The sequence below is a fragment of the Robbsia andropogonis genome (genome assembly GCF_034047095.1).
Taxonomy (GTDB): Bacteria; Pseudomonadota; Gammaproteobacteria; order Burkholderiales; family Burkholderiaceae; genus Robbsia; species Robbsia andropogonis.
Genome location: NZ_CP139170.1, coordinates 1,202,337 through 1,222,620, shown reverse-complemented (window position 1 = coordinate 1,222,620; position 20,284 = coordinate 1,202,337). Strand labels below are relative to the sequence as shown.

10 protein-coding genes are annotated in these 20,284 nt (G+C 62.6%); 3 read left to right on the top strand and 7 right to left on the bottom strand.

Annotated elements, in window-relative coordinates:
- Positions 1-77: 77 nt before the first annotated feature.
- Complete coding sequence (locus tag SJQ66_RS18910) at positions 78-1,859, top strand: S8 family serine peptidase (protein WP_024902722.1); 1,782 nt, start codon at positions 78-80, stop codon at positions 1,857-1,859.
- An 87-nt stretch (positions 1,860-1,946) separates the two neighbouring features.
- On the opposite strand, the gene SJQ66_RS18905 is transcribed toward SJQ66_RS18910, so the two are convergent.
- From SJQ66_RS18905 to apbC, 6 genes are all read right to left on the bottom strand, one after another.
- The gene (locus tag SJQ66_RS18905; RefSeq protein WP_320535159.1) at positions 1,947-3,590 is read right to left on the bottom strand and encodes a virulence factor family protein; all 1,644 of its coding nucleotides are present in this window, start codon (positions 3,588-3,590) and stop codon (positions 1,947-1,949) included.
- 85 nt (positions 3,591-3,675) lie between these two features.
- Positions 3,676-6,393, bottom strand: coding sequence for a bifunctional lysylphosphatidylglycerol flippase/synthetase MprF (gene mprF, locus SJQ66_RS18900; protein WP_407691549.1), 2,718 nt, complete (start codon positions 6,391-6,393; stop codon positions 3,676-3,678).
- A gap of 240 nt (positions 6,394-6,633) precedes the next feature.
- Positions 6,634-8,901 carry an arginine/lysine/ornithine decarboxylase gene (locus SJQ66_RS18895; RefSeq protein WP_024902718.1) on the bottom strand — a complete coding sequence of 756 codons (2,268 nt, stop codon included), beginning with the start codon at positions 8,899-8,901 and terminating at the stop codon, positions 6,634-6,636.
- A gap of 283 nt (positions 8,902-9,184) precedes the next feature.
- Positions 9,185-9,754, bottom strand: a complete 570-nt coding sequence (gene dcd, locus SJQ66_RS18890) for a dCTP deaminase (RefSeq protein WP_024902717.1) — start codon at positions 9,752-9,754, stop codon at positions 9,185-9,187.
- A 148-nt stretch (positions 9,755-9,902) separates the two neighbouring features.
- Positions 9,903-10,787: a superoxide dismutase family protein gene (locus tag SJQ66_RS18885; RefSeq protein ID WP_024902716.1), complete on the bottom strand. Its 885-nt coding sequence runs from the start codon at positions 10,785-10,787 to the stop codon at positions 9,903-9,905.
- A gap of 17 nt (positions 10,788-10,804) precedes the next feature.
- Entirely contained in the window at positions 10,805-11,923 is a 1,119-nt protein-coding gene (gene apbC / locus SJQ66_RS18880; protein WP_320535158.1) for an iron-sulfur cluster carrier protein ApbC, read from the bottom strand.
- Positions 11,924-12,443: 520 nt separating this feature from the next.
- On the opposite strand from apbC, the gene SJQ66_RS18875 reads away from it, so the two are divergent.
- Both SJQ66_RS18875 and metG read left to right on the top strand, forming a co-directional pair.
- On the top strand, positions 12,444-13,046 hold the full coding sequence (locus SJQ66_RS18875) for a YiaD family glycine zipper/OmpA-like lipoprotein (RefSeq protein WP_046151951.1): 603 nt from the start codon (positions 12,444-12,446) through the stop codon (positions 13,044-13,046).
- Between the two features lie 240 nt (positions 13,047-13,286).
- Complete coding sequence (gene metG, locus SJQ66_RS18870; protein WP_024902713.1) at positions 13,287-15,431, top strand: methionine--tRNA ligase; 2,145 nt, start codon at positions 13,287-13,289, stop codon at positions 15,429-15,431.
- A 79-nt stretch (positions 15,432-15,510) separates the two neighbouring features.
- Here the strand turns inward: metG and SJQ66_RS18865 are convergent, their stop codons facing one another.
- Positions 15,511-20,280, bottom strand: a complete 4,770-nt coding sequence (locus SJQ66_RS18865; protein ID WP_320535157.1) for a translocation/assembly module TamB domain-containing protein — start codon at positions 20,278-20,280, stop codon at positions 15,511-15,513.
- Between the last annotated feature and the right edge of the window lie 4 nt (positions 20,281-20,284).

The window sequence follows — 20,284 nt, the reverse complement described above, 5'->3', positions numbered from 1 at the left end:
GTGGGCCAATGCCGGCCAAATCGGCACCAGGCCGATGCTCCCACATTAGCGTGGTGCATGCACAAGGAGAGACATAGATGGAAAAAATCCCGGTTTATTTGGGTAGCAAAGACGAAGGCTGCTTATATCTGGAAAAAAGCAACACGCTGCTGATCGTGGGATGCGCGCCAGCCCAAAATGCCGCCTTGCTTTTGCGCATCGACTCTGGTCCATGGCCTTTCCGAATGCGTGATGCGGATGAGGATCGTACGGGTATGCCGAATACATTTCTGGTCGAACTCGCGCCAGGCTCGGCATCCAGCCTGACCCAGGCCAAGCAAATCATCGCTGACTGGCCTGAGGTGGCATTTGTCGCTCGGGCGCTGGTGGACTCACAGAGCGGGCAACCGCCGCGTTACTCCGGCGCGATCTTCGTCAAATTCAGAACGGCGCGGGCCGAAGAGGCCGCGACGGCCTATCTTCGTGAAGCGGGACTGAGCGACATACGCACGGAGGCATTTAGCCCGAATGGTTTCTCCGGCCGTGCCATCGGCTCGCCCAAAGCGGTTTTCGATATCGCGCTTACATTACTGAACGACGAGGAAATCGAGTACGCGACCCCTGATTTGCTTTGGCCTCTATCGCGAATGGAAAGTGGTCGTAAAGTCCATGCCGAAACCCCTGCCACCCCGCACACCCTCGAAGAATGGCCGCCGTCACAAGGCGAACGCATCATCGACCGCCGACAGTGGCACCTCAGAAAAACCCAATACGCGGCTGACATTACGATTGATAACAGCGCGAACGTCGTCGATGCACACCTCATAGCGACGGGGAAGGGAATCACCATCGCCGTCATTGATGACGGCTTCGACATCGACCACCCGGAATTCGCCGGCAGTTGGGAAAAACTCGTCGCACCGCAAACTTTCGCGGAGTACGATGAGCATGCGGAGGTCAGGCCAACTTCGCCAGGCCACTCACATGGCACACAAGTAGCAGGGGTTGCATGTGCATCGGGCGTGCATGGTGCGTGCGGCGTCGCACCCGATGCGAAGCTGATGCCATTGAAATGGGGCTTTGAATCCGATCTCGGCGGCGCACGTGCGTTCGCCTGGGCGGCGGATCACGGCGCAGACGTCATTGTTTGCTCCTGGGGAATACCTACAGGTTATTGGTCGAACCCACACGACCCAGATCACTATGTGCGCTTGCCGCCATTGGCATCCTACTTCCGCGAGGCTATCCACCACGCCACGACCAAGGGCCGCCGCGGACTCGGGTGCGCCATTTTTTTTGCGTCGGGCAACTCGAACAGCTGCATTGACAAAAACGCAATGGACAACCATCCCGCGGTGTTCTCAATCGGAGCCTGCAACGAGCACGGGCAGCGATCGCAATACAGTAATTTCGGTCCGCGTCTGCTGGCCGTCTTCCCGAGTGACGACGAGCAACCAACACTACCGGAGCGGCGGCAGAGTGGACAAGCGCTGCGTACCTACGGCATTTGGGCACCGACAATCACCCGCAGCGAATTCCCTGGCGCCGCGCAACGGCATAATGGTGCCAGGAGTCAACCCGTAACACTGGGTACGCGAAACGGCATAACTGCGGCGTACAGCAGCGACTTCGGCGGTACATCGAGCGCCGCACCCGGCGCAGCGGGCGTGGCGGCGTTGGTTCTATCCATCGCAAATGAACTGACGCTAAAGGACTTACGCCGTATTCTTGCTGCTGCATGCGACCGTATTGACGCGCCCGGTAACGCAACCGACGGCGTGACGTACAATGCGACCGGCCACAGTCCTTATTACGGATACGGTCGCATCAATGCGCGCCGCGCGGTCGAACTTGCGCAAACATGGCAGTCACGGACCTGAGGGCGGGACTGAGATATCCGTCGCGGTGACGGGCCGTTAAAACGCTGAAGGCGGGCGGACAGGCACGACGTGCCCGCCATCGCATCGTCACTTCGTGCTGAACTGCGCCTTCCAGCGGTTCAGGATCGTCAACGCCAAATCATCGTAGCTGCCCCCGAAATGGTGGCCGCCTTCCATCTTGACCACGTTGACACCTCGCTTGGCCAGCTCCGGGCAGGCGGTGTCGTCTTCCTCAACACCGTAGAAACACTGCAGCAACGGTGTGGGGATCTTCGCGGCCTCGGGAAGCGTCGGCAACGCCTTGCTGCTGGCCTGCATGCCCAGCCAGCCTGTTACGCGGATCTGGAAATCCGCCCTGGGCGAGAAACCCATCAACGCGATCAGCGACACCTGCACCTTGTCTTCCAACGGCAAGCGGTTATACATAAACGGCATCACGTCCGCGCCGAAAGAGTAACCTATCAACGCCACATGCTGGGTGTGCCAACGCCTGCCATACACCTCGATGATCCGGGCAATATCATGCGCCGTCTGCTCCGGGGTATGCTCGCTCCAGAAGTAGCGCAGCGCATCCACACCCACCACGTTCACGCCCCGTTTCTGCATCGCCTCGGCCACCGATTTATCGAGGTCACGCCAGCCGCCGTCACCCGAGATCACAATCGCCAACAGGTCGCTCGGCTGCGACGAGGGCATGGCCACCAGCGGCAGATCGGATACGTCGTCGTTCGATGGCGTGCCGGTCTGTGCCAGATGCGGGATCACCAACGTGCTCATCACATCGGCATCGGACGTTCCCTTCGGAAAATACTTGGTGACCAACGGCCGGCCCCCGGTGGAAATTGCCGGCATGACGCTTTCACCGCTGGTGGACGCCGCGCTCAGGAAGCCGCTGGGACCATTGCCCTCTTTCATCTGATCGTTCGGGCAGGGGGCGAAGCGCGCGTCCAAGGTCCCATCCGGATCCACCACGATCGCACCTGCCAAGGTGTTCGACGGGGCACGGCCCAAGGCACGCTCGGCTACTAGCGCGCCCTGCCCGCTACCGGCAAGAATTGGCAAAAAATAACGCGACGAGTGCGCCTCGCGTTGCAATTGATGGCTGACGGCCTCGGCATCGCCGACCAGGTAGTGGCAACCGCTTGCGTCCTCTTTTTCGTGAGAGAGACGCGCGGCGTAGCGCTGTGTGTCCACCCCCACCACCATCGCGCCGTTTTTAGCGAGCGCTTGCGCCGCATCACGATCCGACGCTTGCCAGCCGCTCTTGCCGGAGTAGAGCACGACGAACCCGCGTAGTGAACCGGCAGGCGCGTAGTACGTGACGTCGCCGAACAAGCCGCCTGAAATGGTTTTTTCTCCTGTCGCAGTGGGTTGGGGCACTACCGGAGCGGAGGCGCTGTTCGGCGGCGTCGTGGTTTTCGCCGCACGCATGCCAACCGGACCGCCACCGTGGCCGCCACCGCCGTGGCCGCCGGCCGCCATCGCCGCCGGCCCAGCAAACACGATCCACCCGAGCAGCGCACCACGCAGCGCCGACAACCACGTCGCGCGCACCACCCTCATGGGATGGCGTGTGCGATGCACGGCGTGCCTAGACATACCATCCTGCGCGTGGATGACGCAGTTGGCAGCCCATTCCGCTGTCAGGCCCACCCTACCGTTCCTTGCCACAGGTACTGCATATTCTTCCGCCTGCTGTGGCGCCGCGCGCCAACCTTCTGCCCCGCTCATGCTCGACCCTCGTTCCTTCTGGAGATGATGCCAACGTCAAACGTCGGCGTGATGGTATCTGTGTGTGCCTTGCGCCGCACCGCGATCAGGAGCGCCACCCGCCAGCGAGCAACGACAGGTCCGCGAGCGTAAACAACACGCCCACCGATCCCGACGCGGCCAGATAACGGGGCTCCCATTGTGGCGTGAACTTGTTCTTGAACGCGCGCAAACCGCGGAAGTTGTAAAAACGCCCGCCGAATCGCCACGTCAGTGCACCCAGACGGAACCACGGCGAGGCCAACGGGCTGGGCGTCATGCCGGACAATGGCGACATGCCGAGGCTCAACGTGCGCAGACCCGCTTTTTTCAGATGCAAGGCCAGCGACGTGAACAGGTATTCCATCGTGTACGGCGAAGCCTCATTCAAATGCCGCATGACGCCGATGGTCGCCTCTTCGTTTAAATCGGTCGTCATGAACGTGCTGAACGCCACGGGCAGGCCATTTTGCGAAATTACGATCACGCTCTGCGACGCCAGATATTCCGGTGTGAACGCGGCGACCGAAAAACTCTTCTCTTTTGCCGAACGGCTGTCCAGCCAGGTATCCGAGATACGGCGCAAGGTTGGCACGAACGCATGGACGTGCGCCTTGTCCACTACTTGCATGGAAAGACCATCTTTTTCACCCCGCTTCATCGCATAACGCAAATTGGCGCGATGCGGTCCCGTCATCTCGAACGCATGCAGGTCGATCTGCGCCTCCTCTCCGAGCTTGACCAGCGTCAGACCCGCATCGAGATACAACGGCAGCGCCTCGGCCCGCACCTGATAAAACGCCGCGCGGCCACCATGCGCATGCGCCAACGCCACGAACTCGCGAATCAACCCGGCCCATTCGTCGCGTGCCCCGACCGGATCATGCAACGCGGCCCACGTGCGGCCACGCTTGGCATACATCAGAAAGGCCTTTCGCGACTTGGAAAACAGAAAGCTCTTGTCGCCCATCATGGCAAGGCCGGCATCACTACGTGGCTGCGCGCGCACGATGCGGCCCGCATCCGCGATATCCGAGAGCGGCGGCGCGACAAACCGGCCGCGCGCGGGCCGCAGCAATTGCCAGACCGACAACGCCGCGGCAAGTAGCACCGCCCCCAGCACGGTCCGTAATGCCCGCGGAGCGCGTTCGTCGAACGCAAAAGCCGACCACAGGTCGTCCGTGTATGGCACGTTACGGAACGCATAAAACATGAGCCAGACGGACAGCGCGAGGACAATGCCGACCGACACCATCCAGCCAAACGTGAAGCGCTCCGCGAACAGCGAGGACGATCGATTAAATTGCCGCCGCGACAAGAGCAGCAACGCGAGGATGACCAGCAACACCCCGGCCTCGAAGAACGCTAGCCCCTTCGTTACCGACAAGGCGAGATTGATCGACACGATAATGGTTGCGAGCCACCACGCACCGTCGAGCCGACGCAACAGTCCCCGCGCGACGAACAGCAGCAACACGCCGAACAAGCTGGCCAGTATCTGCGAGCTTTCCAGCACCCAGAGCGGCAACCAGTCCTTCAACACCGACAAGCGCGTCTTGTAAGCCGGCACCGCGCCCGAGAGCACCAGCATGCTCCCGACGGCGAATGTCAGCGTGCTGAGAAACACCGGGGCCAGCCAGCCGATTCGCACCGGCGCCAGCTTCGACTTCAGCATCCTCCCTTCGAAGACCGCCAGCAGCGCCGCGGAAAGCAGCAGCGGCAGGACGAAATAGATCACCCGATAGGCCAGCAACGCGCCGACGATCGACGACAACGGCACACTACGGCCCAGCGCGAAAGCCATCGCGGCCTCGAACACACCGAGACCGCCCGGCGTATGGCCGATCATGCCGAGCAGTAGCGCGGCCGCATAAATCGCAACGAAATTGATGAAGCCGACATCGGCGTGCGGCAAGATGACCCATAGCGCGAGCCCGGCGGTCACGACATCGGCGATCGAGAACACCATTTCCGCCAGCAACACATTACGCGCCGGCACCGACAAGCCGAGCGCGTTGAACCATCGCATCCAGCGCGGCAATGACGGCGCCGGCGAGGCGACCGCGGGTGCGGCGCCGCCATCGAAGCCCGCCACGATCTCGATGGGCTCACCCACCAATTCGACCGCGTTGGCCGTGCGGCGCGTCGCGCCTAATCGCACTGCCCGCGCTTCCTTGCCACAGCCCATCACCAAGGCGACGAAGGCGAGCACGATCATCCCGCCCATGATCCGGAGCATCCATGCCGGCAGACGGAACATCGGTGCCAGGTGGGTCGCGCTGAACCACATGCCGGCACCGGTCATCACTGCCAGGGTCAGCGCCAGCGTTACGCTGGTGAACGCCGTCAAGCGACCAACTTGGGCGGGCTGCACGCCGTTCGCCCCGTAGACGCGCAAGCGTACCGCGCCCCCCGTCAATGCGCCGAAACCGGTCACGTTACCAAGCGCGGAACCGACACTCGCGCCGATCCACAGGTTCGTGCGGCTGACGGTGGCGCCCACGTAGCGCAGTCCTGCCCAATCGCGCGCCACCAGCGCGACATAACTCACCGCCGTGGCAGCCAGTGAGGCGGCCCAGACATTCAGACTCAGTGCACGGAGCTCGCGAACGATCTGCGGGTAGTCGACACGCCGCAAGATATGTTGGAACACCACTAGCAAGACCACGCAAAGCGCCAACGCCGCCAATGGACCGACGAACCGCCGAGCCGAGCCGTGCATGAACACGAATGGCTTGCGCCATGCGGCGCGCGCGGAAACAGTGAGGTCTTCGGGCGATTTCATCGTCGTTCCAGGCGGTGCAGACCGGCGCCTGGCGCCGGCGCGAATATCAATATTTCAGACAAGTATCTCAAAGATCGTCGCTGCGGTGCGCCTGCGTGTGGAAAACGCACGGCGCGGCAGGGTTTTGCATGGGATTTCCGAAGGGAACGACAATGCCGATGCGGTGAAAAAACGACACGGCGCCGCTGTCGTAAGAGACATCGGCGCAGCGTAGCGCCGACGGTGCAGTGTGCGAAACGATCAACGCACGCAGTCGACGAAATATTCGATGCGACCGTTGATCACCTCGCCGACGAGACCATGGATGTCGGTATGGAAGCCTGGAAAGCGCTCGTTGAAATCGCGTGCGAACTTCAGGTACTGAACGATGATCTTGTTGAATCGCTCACCGGGGACCAGCAACGGAATGCCCGGCGGATACGGCGTCAGCAGGATACTGGTAACGCGTCCGTCCAATTCGTCGATGGGTACCCGATCGATTTCCCGGTGGGCCAGTTTCGCGAAGGCATCTGCCGGTTTCATCGCCGGCTCCATATTCGACAGATACATCTCCGTGGTCACCCGTGCGATATCGTTCGCACGATAGACGCTGTGGATCTGGTTGCACAGATCGCGCAGCCCTACTCGCTCGTATTGCGGGAATTGAGCCGCGAACTCCGGCAGCACACGCCACAATGGCTGGTTCGCATCGTAGTCGTCCTTGAACTGCTGCAACTCGGTGACCATGCTGTTCCAGCGGCCCTTGGTGATGCCGATGGTGAACATGATAAAGAACGAATACAAACCGGTCTTCTCGACGATGATGCCGTGTTCGGCCAGATATTTGGTCACGATCGCGGCAGGGATGCCGCTTTCGCCGAACTCGCCGTCGATGTCGAGGCCCGGCGTGACGATGGTCGCCTTGATCGGGTCCAACATGTTGAAACCGTCAGCCAGGTTACCGAAGCCATGCCAGCGATCACCGGGGCGCAGCATCCACTCCTCCCGGTCGCCGATCCCTTCGTTCGCAAGGGAGTCCGGCCCCCATACAGAGAACCACCAGTCTTCGGCGTAGTCGTGTCCCACCTTGCGCATGGCGCGACGGAAGTCCAACGCTTCGGCGATCGACTCCTCCACCAACGCGGTGCCGCCCGGCGCTTCCATCATCGCGGCCGCCACGTCGCACGAAGCGATGATCGCGTAGTTCGGGCTGGTCGACGTGTGCATCAGATACGCTTCATTGAAGCGGTGCTTGTCGAACGTCGACTGCGCCGAATCCTGCACCAGGATCTGCGAGGCCTGCGAGATGCCGGCCAGCAGTTTGTGCGTCGAATGCGTGGCGAACACGAGCGCCCGCGTACGAGGCCGGTCATGCCCCATTGCATGCATGTTCTTATAGAAGCTGTGGAATTCGGCGTGTGGCAGCCAGGCTTCGTCGAAATGCAGCGTATCCACCAGATCGCCGAGCAGGTCCTTGATCATCTCGACGTTGTACACCACCCCGTCGTAGGTACTCTGTGTGATCGTCAGAATGCGTGGCTTCATCGACGGATTCTTCTGCAAGGCCTCGCGCGCGAACGGATTCGCCTCGATCTTCTTGCGGATGTTCTCCGGGCGGAACTCGTCGAGCGGAATCGGACCGATCAAGCCGTAGTGGTTCCGCGTGGGCGTCAGGAAAATCGGAATCGCACCCGTCATCGTGATCGCATGGAGGATCGACTTGTGGCAGTTACGGTCCACCAGCACGATGTCGCCCGGCGCCACGGTGGCGTGCCAGACGATCTTGTTCGACGTCGAGGTGCCGTTGGTGACGAAGAACAGGTGATCGGCCGAGAAGATCCGCGCGGCGTTCTGCTCGGAGCGTGCCACCGGGCCGGTGTGATCCAGCAACTGGCCAAGCTCGTCCACCGCGTTGCAGACGTCCGAACGCAGCATGTTCTCACCAAAGAACTGGTGGAACATCTGCCCCAGCGGACTCTTCAGGAATGCCACGCCACCCGAGTGGCCCGGGCAGTGCCACGAATAGGAACCATCGGCCGCGTAATGCGTAAGGGCACGGAAAAACGGCGGCGCCAGCGAGTCGAGATAGGTCTTCGCCTCGCGAATGATGTGACGCGCGACGAACTCCGGCGTGTCTTCGAACATATGAATGAAGCCGTGCAACTCCCGCAACACATCGTTCGGAATATGCCGCGACGTGCGCGTTTCCCCATACAGGAAAATCGGCAGGTCCGCATTGCGACGGCGCACCGCATCCACGAATGCACGTAACGCGACGATCGCGTGCGCCAGTTCGCCGGCCTCGTTGTCGTCCACCAGACCAAATTCGTCATCGTCGATCGACAGGATGAAGCAGGATGCCCGGCTCGCCTGCTGCGCAAACGATGTCAGGTCGCCATAGCTGGTGAGGCCGAGTACTTCCATGCCTTCTTTTTCAATCGCCTCGGCGAGCGAGCGGATGCCGGAACCCGAGATGTTCTCGGAACGGAAGTCCTCGTCGATAATGACGACGGGAAAGCGAAATTTCATGCGGAGAACTCCGTCGAAAGCGCCGATGGCAAGCGAAGCCACTCGGGATGGACGAAAAACGCGTCAAGGAAAGCGTGGCATACCGAAGAAACCCGGCCACCACGTGCGCCCGACGAAAATAAGAACGAGAAAGCCTGGACGAATAATGTGAAGCCCGTGCGACAAAAGCAAAGCCATGTCACGATGCGGCCCGGGCGGGTGCCACGACACGCGCCGTTCACCGGATCGATCCGGTGCCGTCCGTCTCGGCTGTGCCGGCGGCTCCGGGCCAAACCAACGCCGCTCAGGTCTTCGGCAGGGTCACGCCTACCTGCGACTGATATTTACCGCCACGATCCCGGTACGAAGTCTGGCAGACCTCGTCGCTTTCAAAAAACAGCACTTGCGCCACACCCTCATTGGCGTAGATCTTGGCCGGCAGCGGCGTGGTGTTCGAAAACTCGAGGGTGACATACCCCTCCCACTCCGGCTCGAACGGCGTCACGTTGACGATGATGCCGCAACGCGCATAGGTCGACTTGCCGAGGCACACCGTCAGCACGTTACGCGGGATGCGGAAATATTCGACGGTACGTGCCAGCGCGAAAGAATTCGGCGGGATGATACAGACATCGCCCTTGAAATCGACGAACGACTTCTCGTCGAAATTCTTCGGATCGACGATCGTCGAATTGATATTGGTAAAAATCTTGAATTCGTCAGCGCAACGGATGTCGTAGCCGTAGCTCGACGTGCCATAGCTCACGACCTTCTGGCCATGCTCGCCCACCCTGACTTGGTCGGGTTCGAACGGCTCGATCATCTTGTCGGATTCCGCCATGCGGCGAATCCAGTTATCGGATTTAATCGTCATCTCGGGGCAAGCGTCTTGAGCAACCGCGCGGACGCACCGCACGGCAGGATCGATAAAAGCGGCATTCTACTCGATTGCCACGCGGTAAAGACGTTGCTTGCGGGGGAGGGAGCAGATACCCGCAAACCACTGCGGTGTCGCGGGCCGCTCAACGATGCACGACGCCGCAGGCCAGCACCCCTCCCGCCGGGTCCTTCGTGGGTGGTACCGGCCAGCGCAGATGGACGCTGTCCGGAGAGTCGCCCGGCAGATCCGCGTCACCCGGCTTGCGTTTGCCGGATGACGGCGCCCCTTTCTTGCCACTGGGCTTTCCGGACCGCTTCGCCGCCGACCGTTCCGCGGCGTCGCCGGCCTGCTGCCTGGCCTGCTCCTCGGCAAGGCTCGCACGATCGACATACCCCTCATGCACGACGAGGGTCCGTCCGACAATGGACCGCAGGCCGTCCAACGACATCTCCGGCAGCACGAAGAATCCCACGGCCGTGCCGGTGGCATCCGCCCATATCCGTGTCAGCGCGTCATCCTGCCAGGCGGGACTGATCGCGTCGCGGGTCAACCCGACACCGCCGCTGCTTTCCCGCTGGCGCGCCAGCGCCGTGCCGGGCGGAACGATATCGGCCAGCTCCAGACGCGGCCCGACGTGACCGGCGTCGGGGCCGCCACAATCGCCCCCCTGATGCAAGGCAAACGCGTGGGCGGTGTTCGGCGTCAGCCCGACGATGTCGTATGTCACCTGCACGCCCTCGGGACGCTGCGTCAGCGCCACCGTGCCACGTGCCGTATGCCCAGGCGTGGGACGCAATGTCGCATCGGCGCGCAGGGGGTGGGTCACAAAAACGGCGCACCCGCCGAGCGCCACGCTGGCAGCGCCGGCCATGCACGCCGCCCGCGCATGGCGCCACCATCTACCCGACCTCATCGCCGCGCCCTTCGCCGGCACGCCCGCCAAGGCATCCGACCCTGCAAGCGGGGCCGCAACCTGCCGTCTTTCATGCAGATCATCGCCACGGTTCGCTTGCTTGCATTCGGTCATCTATCCTCCCCTGCTGCCTAAGAATTCTGCACGACGATCGTCGGGAACTTCGCGGACATGTCGCGATGCTTCGCCGCAACCGACACCGCTATCCGACGCGCGATATCCCGATACGCACCGGCAATCGCACCATCCGGCGCCGCCACGACCGTCGGGACGCCTGCGTCGGCTTGCTGCCTGATGGCGATATCCAGCGGCAGCGCGCCGAGAAAATCCACATTGTAGTCACCACACATCCGCTCGGCCCCGCCGCTGCCGAAGATAGGTTCGGCATGGCCGCAATTCGAGCATACATGAATGCTCATGTTTTCTACGATGCCGAGGATGGGGATTCCCACTTTCTCGAACATTTTCAGCCCCTTGCGCGCATCCAGCAGCGCCAGGTCTTGCGGCGTGGTGACGATCACCGCGCCCGTCACCGGCACTTTCTGCGCCAGCGTCAACTGAATGTCGCCGGTACCGGGTGGCATATCGACGATCAGGTAGTCGAGGTCCTGCCAATTCGTCTGGTTCAAAAGCTGATCAAGCGCAGACGACACCATCGGACCACGCCAGACCATCGGGTTATCCTGCGCCACGAGGAAACCGATCGAATTGACTTGCAGGCCATGACCGGTCATGGGCTCCATCGATTTGCCATCGGTCGTCTCCGGCTTCCCCGAAATGCCCAGCAACAACGGCTGCGACGGACCATAAATGTCCGCATCCAGCACCCCTACGCGCGCACCGTCGGCGACCAACGCCAAGGCGATATTTGCCGCCGTCGTACTCTTGCCCACGCCACCTTTGCCGGACGCCACCGCGATGATGTTCTTCACGTTCGGCAACAGCTTCACCCCCCTCTGCACCGCGTGCGCGACAATCTTATGGTCGATTGCCACCTGCACGTCAGGCGACGCGCCGTCCTGTCCGTCAGCCCCTCCCGCCGTCCGGATCGCCGCCCGCACGGCGTCCTCCACGCGTGCCCGCAGCGTCGGCGCCGCCGACACGGACGGATAGCCGACCGTGACGCGCAGCGTGATGCGCTCGGGGGTGACGACGACGTCTCGCACCGCCTTGGCCGCACCGAGCGGCGCGCCGGTATAAGGGTCGAGCACTGCCGCCACGGCGGCCTCGACGATTTGCTGGTTCACCATCCTGTTCTCCTGCCTGCTCGCGGCGATTATTTTGCAAGGCACTGTTACATCGATTGCATATGCAAGCGCAGCACGGCAAGCTCCTGATAGGATAAAAGCCCGCCGCATCTACGCACATGGTCGCGCATCGGGCGTGCGAGGTCTGATAGACCCCGTAAGGAAAACCCGGTAAGCAACCGACGTCTTTGCGGCCGTTGCCGCCCTCGATGTACCGCATAGCCTCGCGTCCGCGGTTGATCGCAGCATTGTATGTCGAGCCGGCCATTCTTTCCGAGCCGATCTGCGCGGCATGCCCGACGGCATCATGGCGCAGTCGGCTCCGTTGCCTGGCAACGCGCAGTTCTTGGCGCTGCCAGGACCATCGTATCCGTGTCCGCAATAGGAGTTTCAGATGAATCGCAAGACCCTACTCGCCCGTCAACCCCTGGCCGGCACCCCGCACCGCGCCGCTCACCGCACTGGAGCTCGCCGCGGCGTGCGGCTGTCCGTCCTGCCAGCAATCGGCGTGTTGTGCACGGCAATGCTGTTCACCGGGTGCGCAAATCAACAGCAGACCAATACCGCCGTGGGCACCGGCGCCGGCGCGGCGGTGGGCGCCGGCATCGGCGCCCTGCTGGGCAATCGTACCGGCGCGATCATCGGGGGCACGCTGGGGGCCGCCGCCGGCGGCATCACTGGCTATAACTGGGGCGCCATCAAATCGCGCTTGAGCGGCGCCAGCAAGGGTACCGGCACACAGATCACCGAGCAACAGGATGGCTCGCTGAAAGTGAATATACCGAGTTCGGTGTCCTTCGACACGAACAGCTACGAGGTCAAGCCGTCGTTCGCGCCAGTCCTCGATCAGGTTGCCCAATCGATGACCGAGAATCCGGAATTGGTGGCCCAGGTCGTCGGCCATACGGATAGCACCGGCAGCCCTGCTTATAACCAGACGTTGTCACAGAACCGCGCGCAAAGCGTTGCGGGTTATTTGGTGCAGCATGGCGTGGCAGCCAATCGCCTGGCTGCCGAAGGACGCGGCCAGACCCAGCCGATTGCCGACAATTCAACCGAAGCCGGCCGAGCGCAGAATCGTCGCGTCGAAATCTTTCTCCGCGCCACGCGCCAGCACGGACAGTAAGCCACAAATTAACCGACGTTGCGCGACATAGAGCGAGAAAGAGGTCAACGTAGTTTTTTAAGAAAAACCGCGAACTCTCTGGCATTGCGCCTGTCTGACTTGATGGCATGTGACGGTGCCTGACCGTAGCGTGCCATTCTCCTCTTGTCGTTGTTGCTCCGGGGCGTTCTGCCCCGGTCTTTTTGGCGCGGACTGTTAGAATCGGGGGCTTAGCCTGTACCGAACTCTTTCCAACGTCCTATGTCAGCCAACGCTTCCCGCCGCCTGCTCGTCACCTCCGCTCTGCCTTATGCCAACGGCCCGATTCATATCGGCCATCTGGTCGAATACATCCAGACCGATGTCTGGGTCCGGATGCATCGGATGCATGGTCACGAGGTCTATTACTGCGGCGCCGACGACACGCATGGCACGCCGGTGATGCTCCGCGCGGAAAAGGAAGGCCTGACGCCCAAGCAGTTGATCGAGCGGGTCTGGACCGAGCACAAGCGCGATTTCGACGACTTCGGTATCTCGTTTGACAATTTCTACACGACCGACTCCCCGGAAAACAAGGCCTTGTCGGAGCGCACCTATCTGGCGCTTCGGGATGCCGGCCTGATTCAGACGCGGGACATCGAGCAATTTTTCGATCCGGTGCGCGCGATGTTTCTGCCGGACCGCTACATCAAGGGCACCTGCCCTGTCTGCGCGGCGAAGGACCAGTACGGTGACTCTTGCGAAGTCTGTGGCTCGACCTACGACCCGACCGAACTGAAAGACCCGTACTCCGTGGTCTCGGGCGCCACGCCCGTACGCAAGACATCGACCCATTACTTCTTCACGCTGTCCGATCCGCGCTGTGAATCCTTCCTGCGTGAATGGGTCGGCAAGCTGGCCCAGCCCGAAGCGACGAACAAGATGCGCGAATGGCTCGGCGAGGATGGCGACAACAAGCTCGGCGACTGGGATATCTCTCGTGACGCGCCCTATTTCGGCTTCGAGATTCCGGATGCGCCCGGCAAGTATTTCTACGTCTGGGTGGACGCGCCGCTCGGCTATTACGCCAGCTTCAAGAATCTGTGCGCGCAGCGCGGTCTGAACTTCGATGAGTGGGTACGCCCGGACAGCACTACCGAGCAATATCACTTTATCGGCAAGGACATCCTGCGCTTCCATACGCTGTTCTGGCCCGCCATGCTGCAGTTCTCGGGCCATCGCACACCGACCAATGTGTTCGCCCATGGCTTTCTGACTGTCGATGGCCAGAAGATGTCGAAATCGCGCGGCACGTTCATCACAGCCAGCAGCTTTATCGATACGGGCCTGAACCCGGACTGGCTGCGTTATTACTTCGCGGCAAAGCTGAACAGCGCGGTGGAAGACATCGACCTGAACCTCGAAGATTTCATTGCCCGTGTCAATAGCGACATTGTCGGCAAATACGTCAATATCGCCAGCCGTACCGCGAATTTCCTCGTCAAGCGCTTTGACGGCAAGGTGCTCGACACGGTGATGTCGCATCCTTTGCTGGAAAAACTGCGCGCCGGCATTCCACAGGTGGCCACACATTACGAAGCGCGCGAATACAGCCGCGCAATCCGTCTGGTCATGGAGTTGGCGGATACCGTCAATGGCTTCGTCGATGGCGCGAAACCATGGGAACAGGCAAAGGACGAAACGCAGGCCGCCGCGTTGCATGAGACTTGCAGCATCAGCCTGGAAGCGTTCCGGCTGCTGACGATCGGTTTAAAGCCGGTGGTGCCGACGATTGCGGCCGCGGTCGAGCAGATGCTCGGCGTGGCGCCGCTGACCTGGGCCGCGGTGACACAACCGCTGTCATCATCGCAGCCGGTGTCGCCCTACAAGCACCTGACCACACGCGTGGACATCAAGCAGATCGAGAAGTTGCTGGCGGCCAACCGGGATTCCCTGACGTCCGAGGGTGCGGCGACAGATACAACGTCGGCGAAGAACGCGAAGTCCGAGGCAAAATCCGCCAGCAACGGCGACAAGACCAAACCGGCACCATCCGCCGATAGCGGTGAGCAAGGCGACGCGTACATCACGATCGATGACTTTGCCCGCGTCGACCTGCGCGTGGCGCGCATCGTCGATTGCAAGGCCGTGGAGGGATCGACGAAGCTGCTGCAACTGTCCCTGGACCTGAACGAGGGTCGCCTGCGCAACGTATTCTCCGGCATCCAGTCCGCTTACAAGCCGGAAGAACTAGTTGGTCGCTTGACGGTGGTCGTTGCGAATCTGGCGCCGCGCAAGATGAAGTTCGGCGTGTCCGAAGGCATGGTGCTCTCGGCGGCGGGCAGCAAGGACCAACCGGCTGAAGGGCGCGGCTTGTGGGTTCTCGAACCAGATTCCGGCGCGCAGCCGGGCATGCGCATCGGCTGATCGGGACCGGGCGCGATACTTCGATACGGCCAATGAACAGGCGTCGACGCATCGCGCTGCTGTCTCGCCTCCCGCACCGTCAGTCGAAACGGTGAACGTAAAGCAGGAAGACACCGTTGTAAGTGCCGGCCTGCAGGGCCACGGACCAACTGCGGCTTAACAGCCAAGTCAACTTGAACAGGGACCCCGTGGATTGCAGCGCCTGCTCGTAGCCCAGGACGAAGTGTTCGTTCAAGGCCTTCGCGACTTGGACGACCTGGGCATCGGTCAGGCCCGAATCGCTTGACCCGATCGTGAATTCGTCGAGGCCCACGGTCTGCGCGATCCGCTTGCCTCCGGCGCTACCCAGCAGTGCCAGCGCGGCGTCGACGGTATTCTGTTGACCGAGATTCTGGCCGGAGTCCGTGCCATGGCCGAACAGCAGCCAGGAGAGCTTCTCGTTGTCGGGTACACTCGGCTCCGACACCAATTGGGCATCGGGCGCCCGTAACGTTCCGCGCACGCGCACGCCCGCTTCCACTTCCTGGTTCCGACGCATCGCCAGCAGGTTGATCGACGGATTATCGATCGGCCCGTTGAACGTAAAAAAGCCTGTCTCGATATTCAGCTTCCGGCCAAATGCCGTATACGTCGAGCCGTTCGCCACATTGACCGATCCCTGCGCGGACAGCGGAACGTTTGGCGCACTGACCACCGTCAGGCCGCCCGTCAAACCGAGATCCGCGCCTTCACCTCGGAATCGGAAATTACGCCCCAGATCAATCGATATATTGGCGCGTGGCGCGTACTTACCCACCGGTTTTTCAGCGCCCGGCACGCCCTTTTTCGGGACCGCGGGCGTAGGCTGCCCGTTCGACCGGACGATCACCACATCGTCTCCCAGCGAAGGCGCCGATGATTCCGGCAGATCGAACAGGGCGTGATCGACGACGAACTTGCCATCAACCGCGACGCCGCCCTCCGGACCTGCATTTTCAAGCGTGGCCTGTCCGGACAGTTGCAGTTGCCTATCCGGTGTTCCGAACAGTTCGAGCTTGTCTGCGACGATCTTCGCCGCGATCGTGGGATCATCCGCGTCCAGGCGCACCTGGCCGGTGGCCCGCAGTGTGCCGCTGCTACCGTGGAAGACCACTTGCCGGAACGTCATCAGATTCTCGTCGATACCGATATCGATGACGCCATCGCGCAATTGCACACCCTGGTCGAGCAACTGGGCATTCAACTGGCTGCCCTTCAGCGAGCCCGACAACCGGGGCTTGCCGAAAGTGCCGGCAACCTGCAGCCGCAACGCCAACGCACCATCGAACAGATAGGCGGGTCCAAGCAGGCCGCCGGTCGTCCGCAACGACGGCACATCCCCCGTCACGGTGCCCGATAGCGCCGAGTCCGGTCCCACGGTCAGCATGCCGTCTTCCACCACGAGACCGGCGTGCAAGTCGGCACTCACCTGCCCGATGCGCGCGGCGTTGGCCTGAACGGTCAAGTGCGCCTGGCGCGCCCCTGTAAAATCCACGCGAGCGCGCAGTTGCTCGAGGCCCAGCCCGGCACGACCTTGTCCTGTCGTAATCTGGATATCACCACTACGACGCTGGAGTTGGAGATAGCCGCTGGCGGTATCCGCGAGCGACAGGTTCCAATCGCCATCGAAGACCAGGTCGGTGAGATTCTGGGGCGCTGGCTGGTCAGTCATCTGCGCCTGCAACGCCAGCAATCGACCCACATCGATACTGGCGACACGGCCGGCCGAGCGGATCTGGCCGGCACGATAGAACAGGCTTTGAATGTCGATGGTGGCGCCTTCGAGCGTCATCTGCGTCCGCCCCAACTCGATGTCGCCTGGTGCGGCCACCACACTGACAGGTGCCGCAAGGGCAATGGCCGGCGTGCCCCGATTCTCGAGTCGACTGATCGTGCCGCGCCAGCCCATCCCGCCGCCGGATGACGACGCGGATACGGACGTGTCGGCCGCACGGGCTGTCCCTTCCGTCGGTTTGTCCTGCGCGTCGCGACGCGCAGGCGTCGCCTTGCCTTGGCGTGTGGGGGCCGCATCGAACAGGCCACCTTGCGCGGCGATGCTGGCATCGATGAGATTGCCATGCACGGAGCCGTGCATCGTGGCGTCGATCGTGTGCTTTGCACGCGTACCGGCAATGCGTGCGCTCAACGTCTGCAACGTCACACCCGGTGCATCGATATCGCTACCGTCCACCGAGAGGTTCAATGCGCCATTCGCGCCATCACGCAACTCCGCCTGTCCATGGGCCCGTTGCGCGCTGATGGTACCGAAAACCAGATGGGACGCATCATAGCGCGCGGTGACATCGGGATGCGCGATCGAACCCGTCACATCACCTTGTGCCTGCACCGCGCCCGAAAGGCCAAAACCGAGCCTGCTGATATCCGGGGCGTCGACGCGAAAGGCCAGGCGATCGCCCCGCGCGCCAAAGCTGCCGTTCAAATCCACCAGATTGCCTGCCACGGAGAGATGGGCGCGACTCGGCAACAGACGGGAACCCGCCAATTGCACGGTGCCGTCGCCGGTGAGCGGCAAGCCGTTGTACTCGCTGTCGCCCAGAGCAAAGGCGATTCGCGCCGCCAGGGTGGGCGCAAGCCGGCCGGTGACGTCGAATTTACCGGACACCCGGGCCTGGATGCGCTTCCCCCCTGTTGAAACGGATGTGCCGATCGACGCGGTGGTTTTTGCCGCAGTCGTCGTTCGGTGGGCAGCACGCGTCGTCGAATCCCCTTGTCTTTCACTCGCGGTCTTGGCCGTGCCGTCGCCGCGCCGCGCAATACCGGTGTCGCCGTTGGTGACACGTCCGGAGGCTCCCCGCGCGCGCCGCGCGGGCGTTGCACCCTGGGTCGTGGCGCGATCGTCGAGCAGGGCCAGCGGATCGACGTCATGCAACGTGCCTTTTAGCGCGAACTTCGCGTCGGCATCGCGGCCGAGGGTGCCATCAAGCCGCAATTCGCCATCGCCGGCATTGAGCCGCACGGCATCGAACATCGTCTGCGTCGCCGTGGCCTTGACCGTCCCTCGCAACGCGATGCGCGCGTGCGGGTCCGCGAGTTGCAGTGTCACGTTTTGTTGCGCGCCGTCGAGGCGCACACCGATATCGCCGCCAAGTGCTGTCCGTCGCAGGGCGGAATGGACCGCATGCAGATCAAGACGGGACACGCGCAGGTCCAGTTGCCCCTTGCCTTGCGCATACTGGCCGCTGCCAGTGATCGATGCGTCATCGAGCAATGCGATGCGCAGCGCGTCGATGACCTGCCGCGTGGCGTCGAGCTGCACGCGGGCATGCGCGCTGACGAAGGGCAAGCGCTGTGCATCGATTCGACCTGGGATCGCATTGTCGATATCGATCGTCCCCGCCACGACGAGCCCTGACACGGCCGCCCGACGCGCTGCCGGCGAGGCCGCTGCGCTAGACGCCACGTTGGGCGTCACTGCCGACGCCACGGGCGATGCTGCGTTAGACGCCACCGTCGACGCGGTTGTCGGTGCCGCGGCCGCCGCGCCGATTGCCGCGCCCGATGCTGCTGGTCCTGCTGGTGGGTCCGACGCTACTGGCGACAATAGCGCACGGACGCGCAGATCAGCGGATGAGGCACCGGCACTGAGCACCGAGGGATCGATATGGTCGGCGGCGATCGACACGGTCCGGAACGGCACCGCCGCAAACGGACTGGCCTCGATATCGGCACGCGCCGCCAGTTTATAGCCTGTCGCGTCGAGATGAACCTTCAGTGCTTCCAGGTTGCCGGACAGAGTTGCGTTTGCCGTCACGGCCTGTGTTTTCACATTCGTGGCGATGCGCAGATCACCGTGCAATGCGAATGGCGCGACACCATCGATCGCCAGTCCCGCCGTCGCCGTACCGTATGGGGTACGAACGCCCTGCAAGACCATCGCGTGGTGGCGACCATCACTGGCACCCTGCAACGCCAGTTCGTCGATGTCGGTCTCGTCCCCACCGCCATGCAGCGCGATCCGTTCCACTCGGACATCCCGTACCTCGAACTGCAATGGAGAACGCAGCGACGTCGGCATCGTCAAGGAGGAGGAGGCGTCGCCGCTTGACGGTCCGGTCCGCACATCGACGGTACCCACCCGCAGGTAATCGACGGTGAAACGCCAGTGTGGCAAATGACCCGGCGATGCCGTCCCCGCCGCCTTTGGGAATGCACCGTCCCCCGTGGACAATGCCGTGTCGCCGCTGGTAGACGGCGCTCCCGCGGTCGATGCGGCGACAACGGATGAGGCGGCGGACGTCGCGACGCCCGATGCCGTCATCGGTGCGGGCACCGGCGGCGCAGCGATGATGGGCAATGCCGGGGCGGCGGCGACACGGTGTAGCCTCCAGCGGCCCGCCAATCGATCGATCCGGATGTCGGTCGCACCGCTATGCCAGCGCACATCATGCATGCGGATGCCGTTTTGCAGCGCGCCGCCATCGAGGACGCCGGACAGACGGCCTTTCAGCACGTACGTGGCGATGCGCCAGGCCGTTCGGGTGCCCGTATCGGTGTGTACAACCCACGCAAGCGTGCCCGCCAGCGCCACCACCACGATGAAGATAACGGCGACCAGCCATAGCAGCACCCGCCCGCCGCGCTGCCAGCCCCGACGACGTGGCGGCTTGCCGCTCCCGTCCCCATTGCCCCCGCCCTGCCCACCTGCAGGCGCGGCTTGCGCGACACGTGCACCCTCACCTGCCGCATTCAGGTCCATCGCCTCGTTGCCGCCATGCAAGCGGCTGCCGACCGAAGCGGCGCTCCCTGCCGCATTGCCGTCAGGCGGTGGCACCGTGCTCGGGTGCGATGCGTGTGCTGTCGTCGGTTCCATGCTG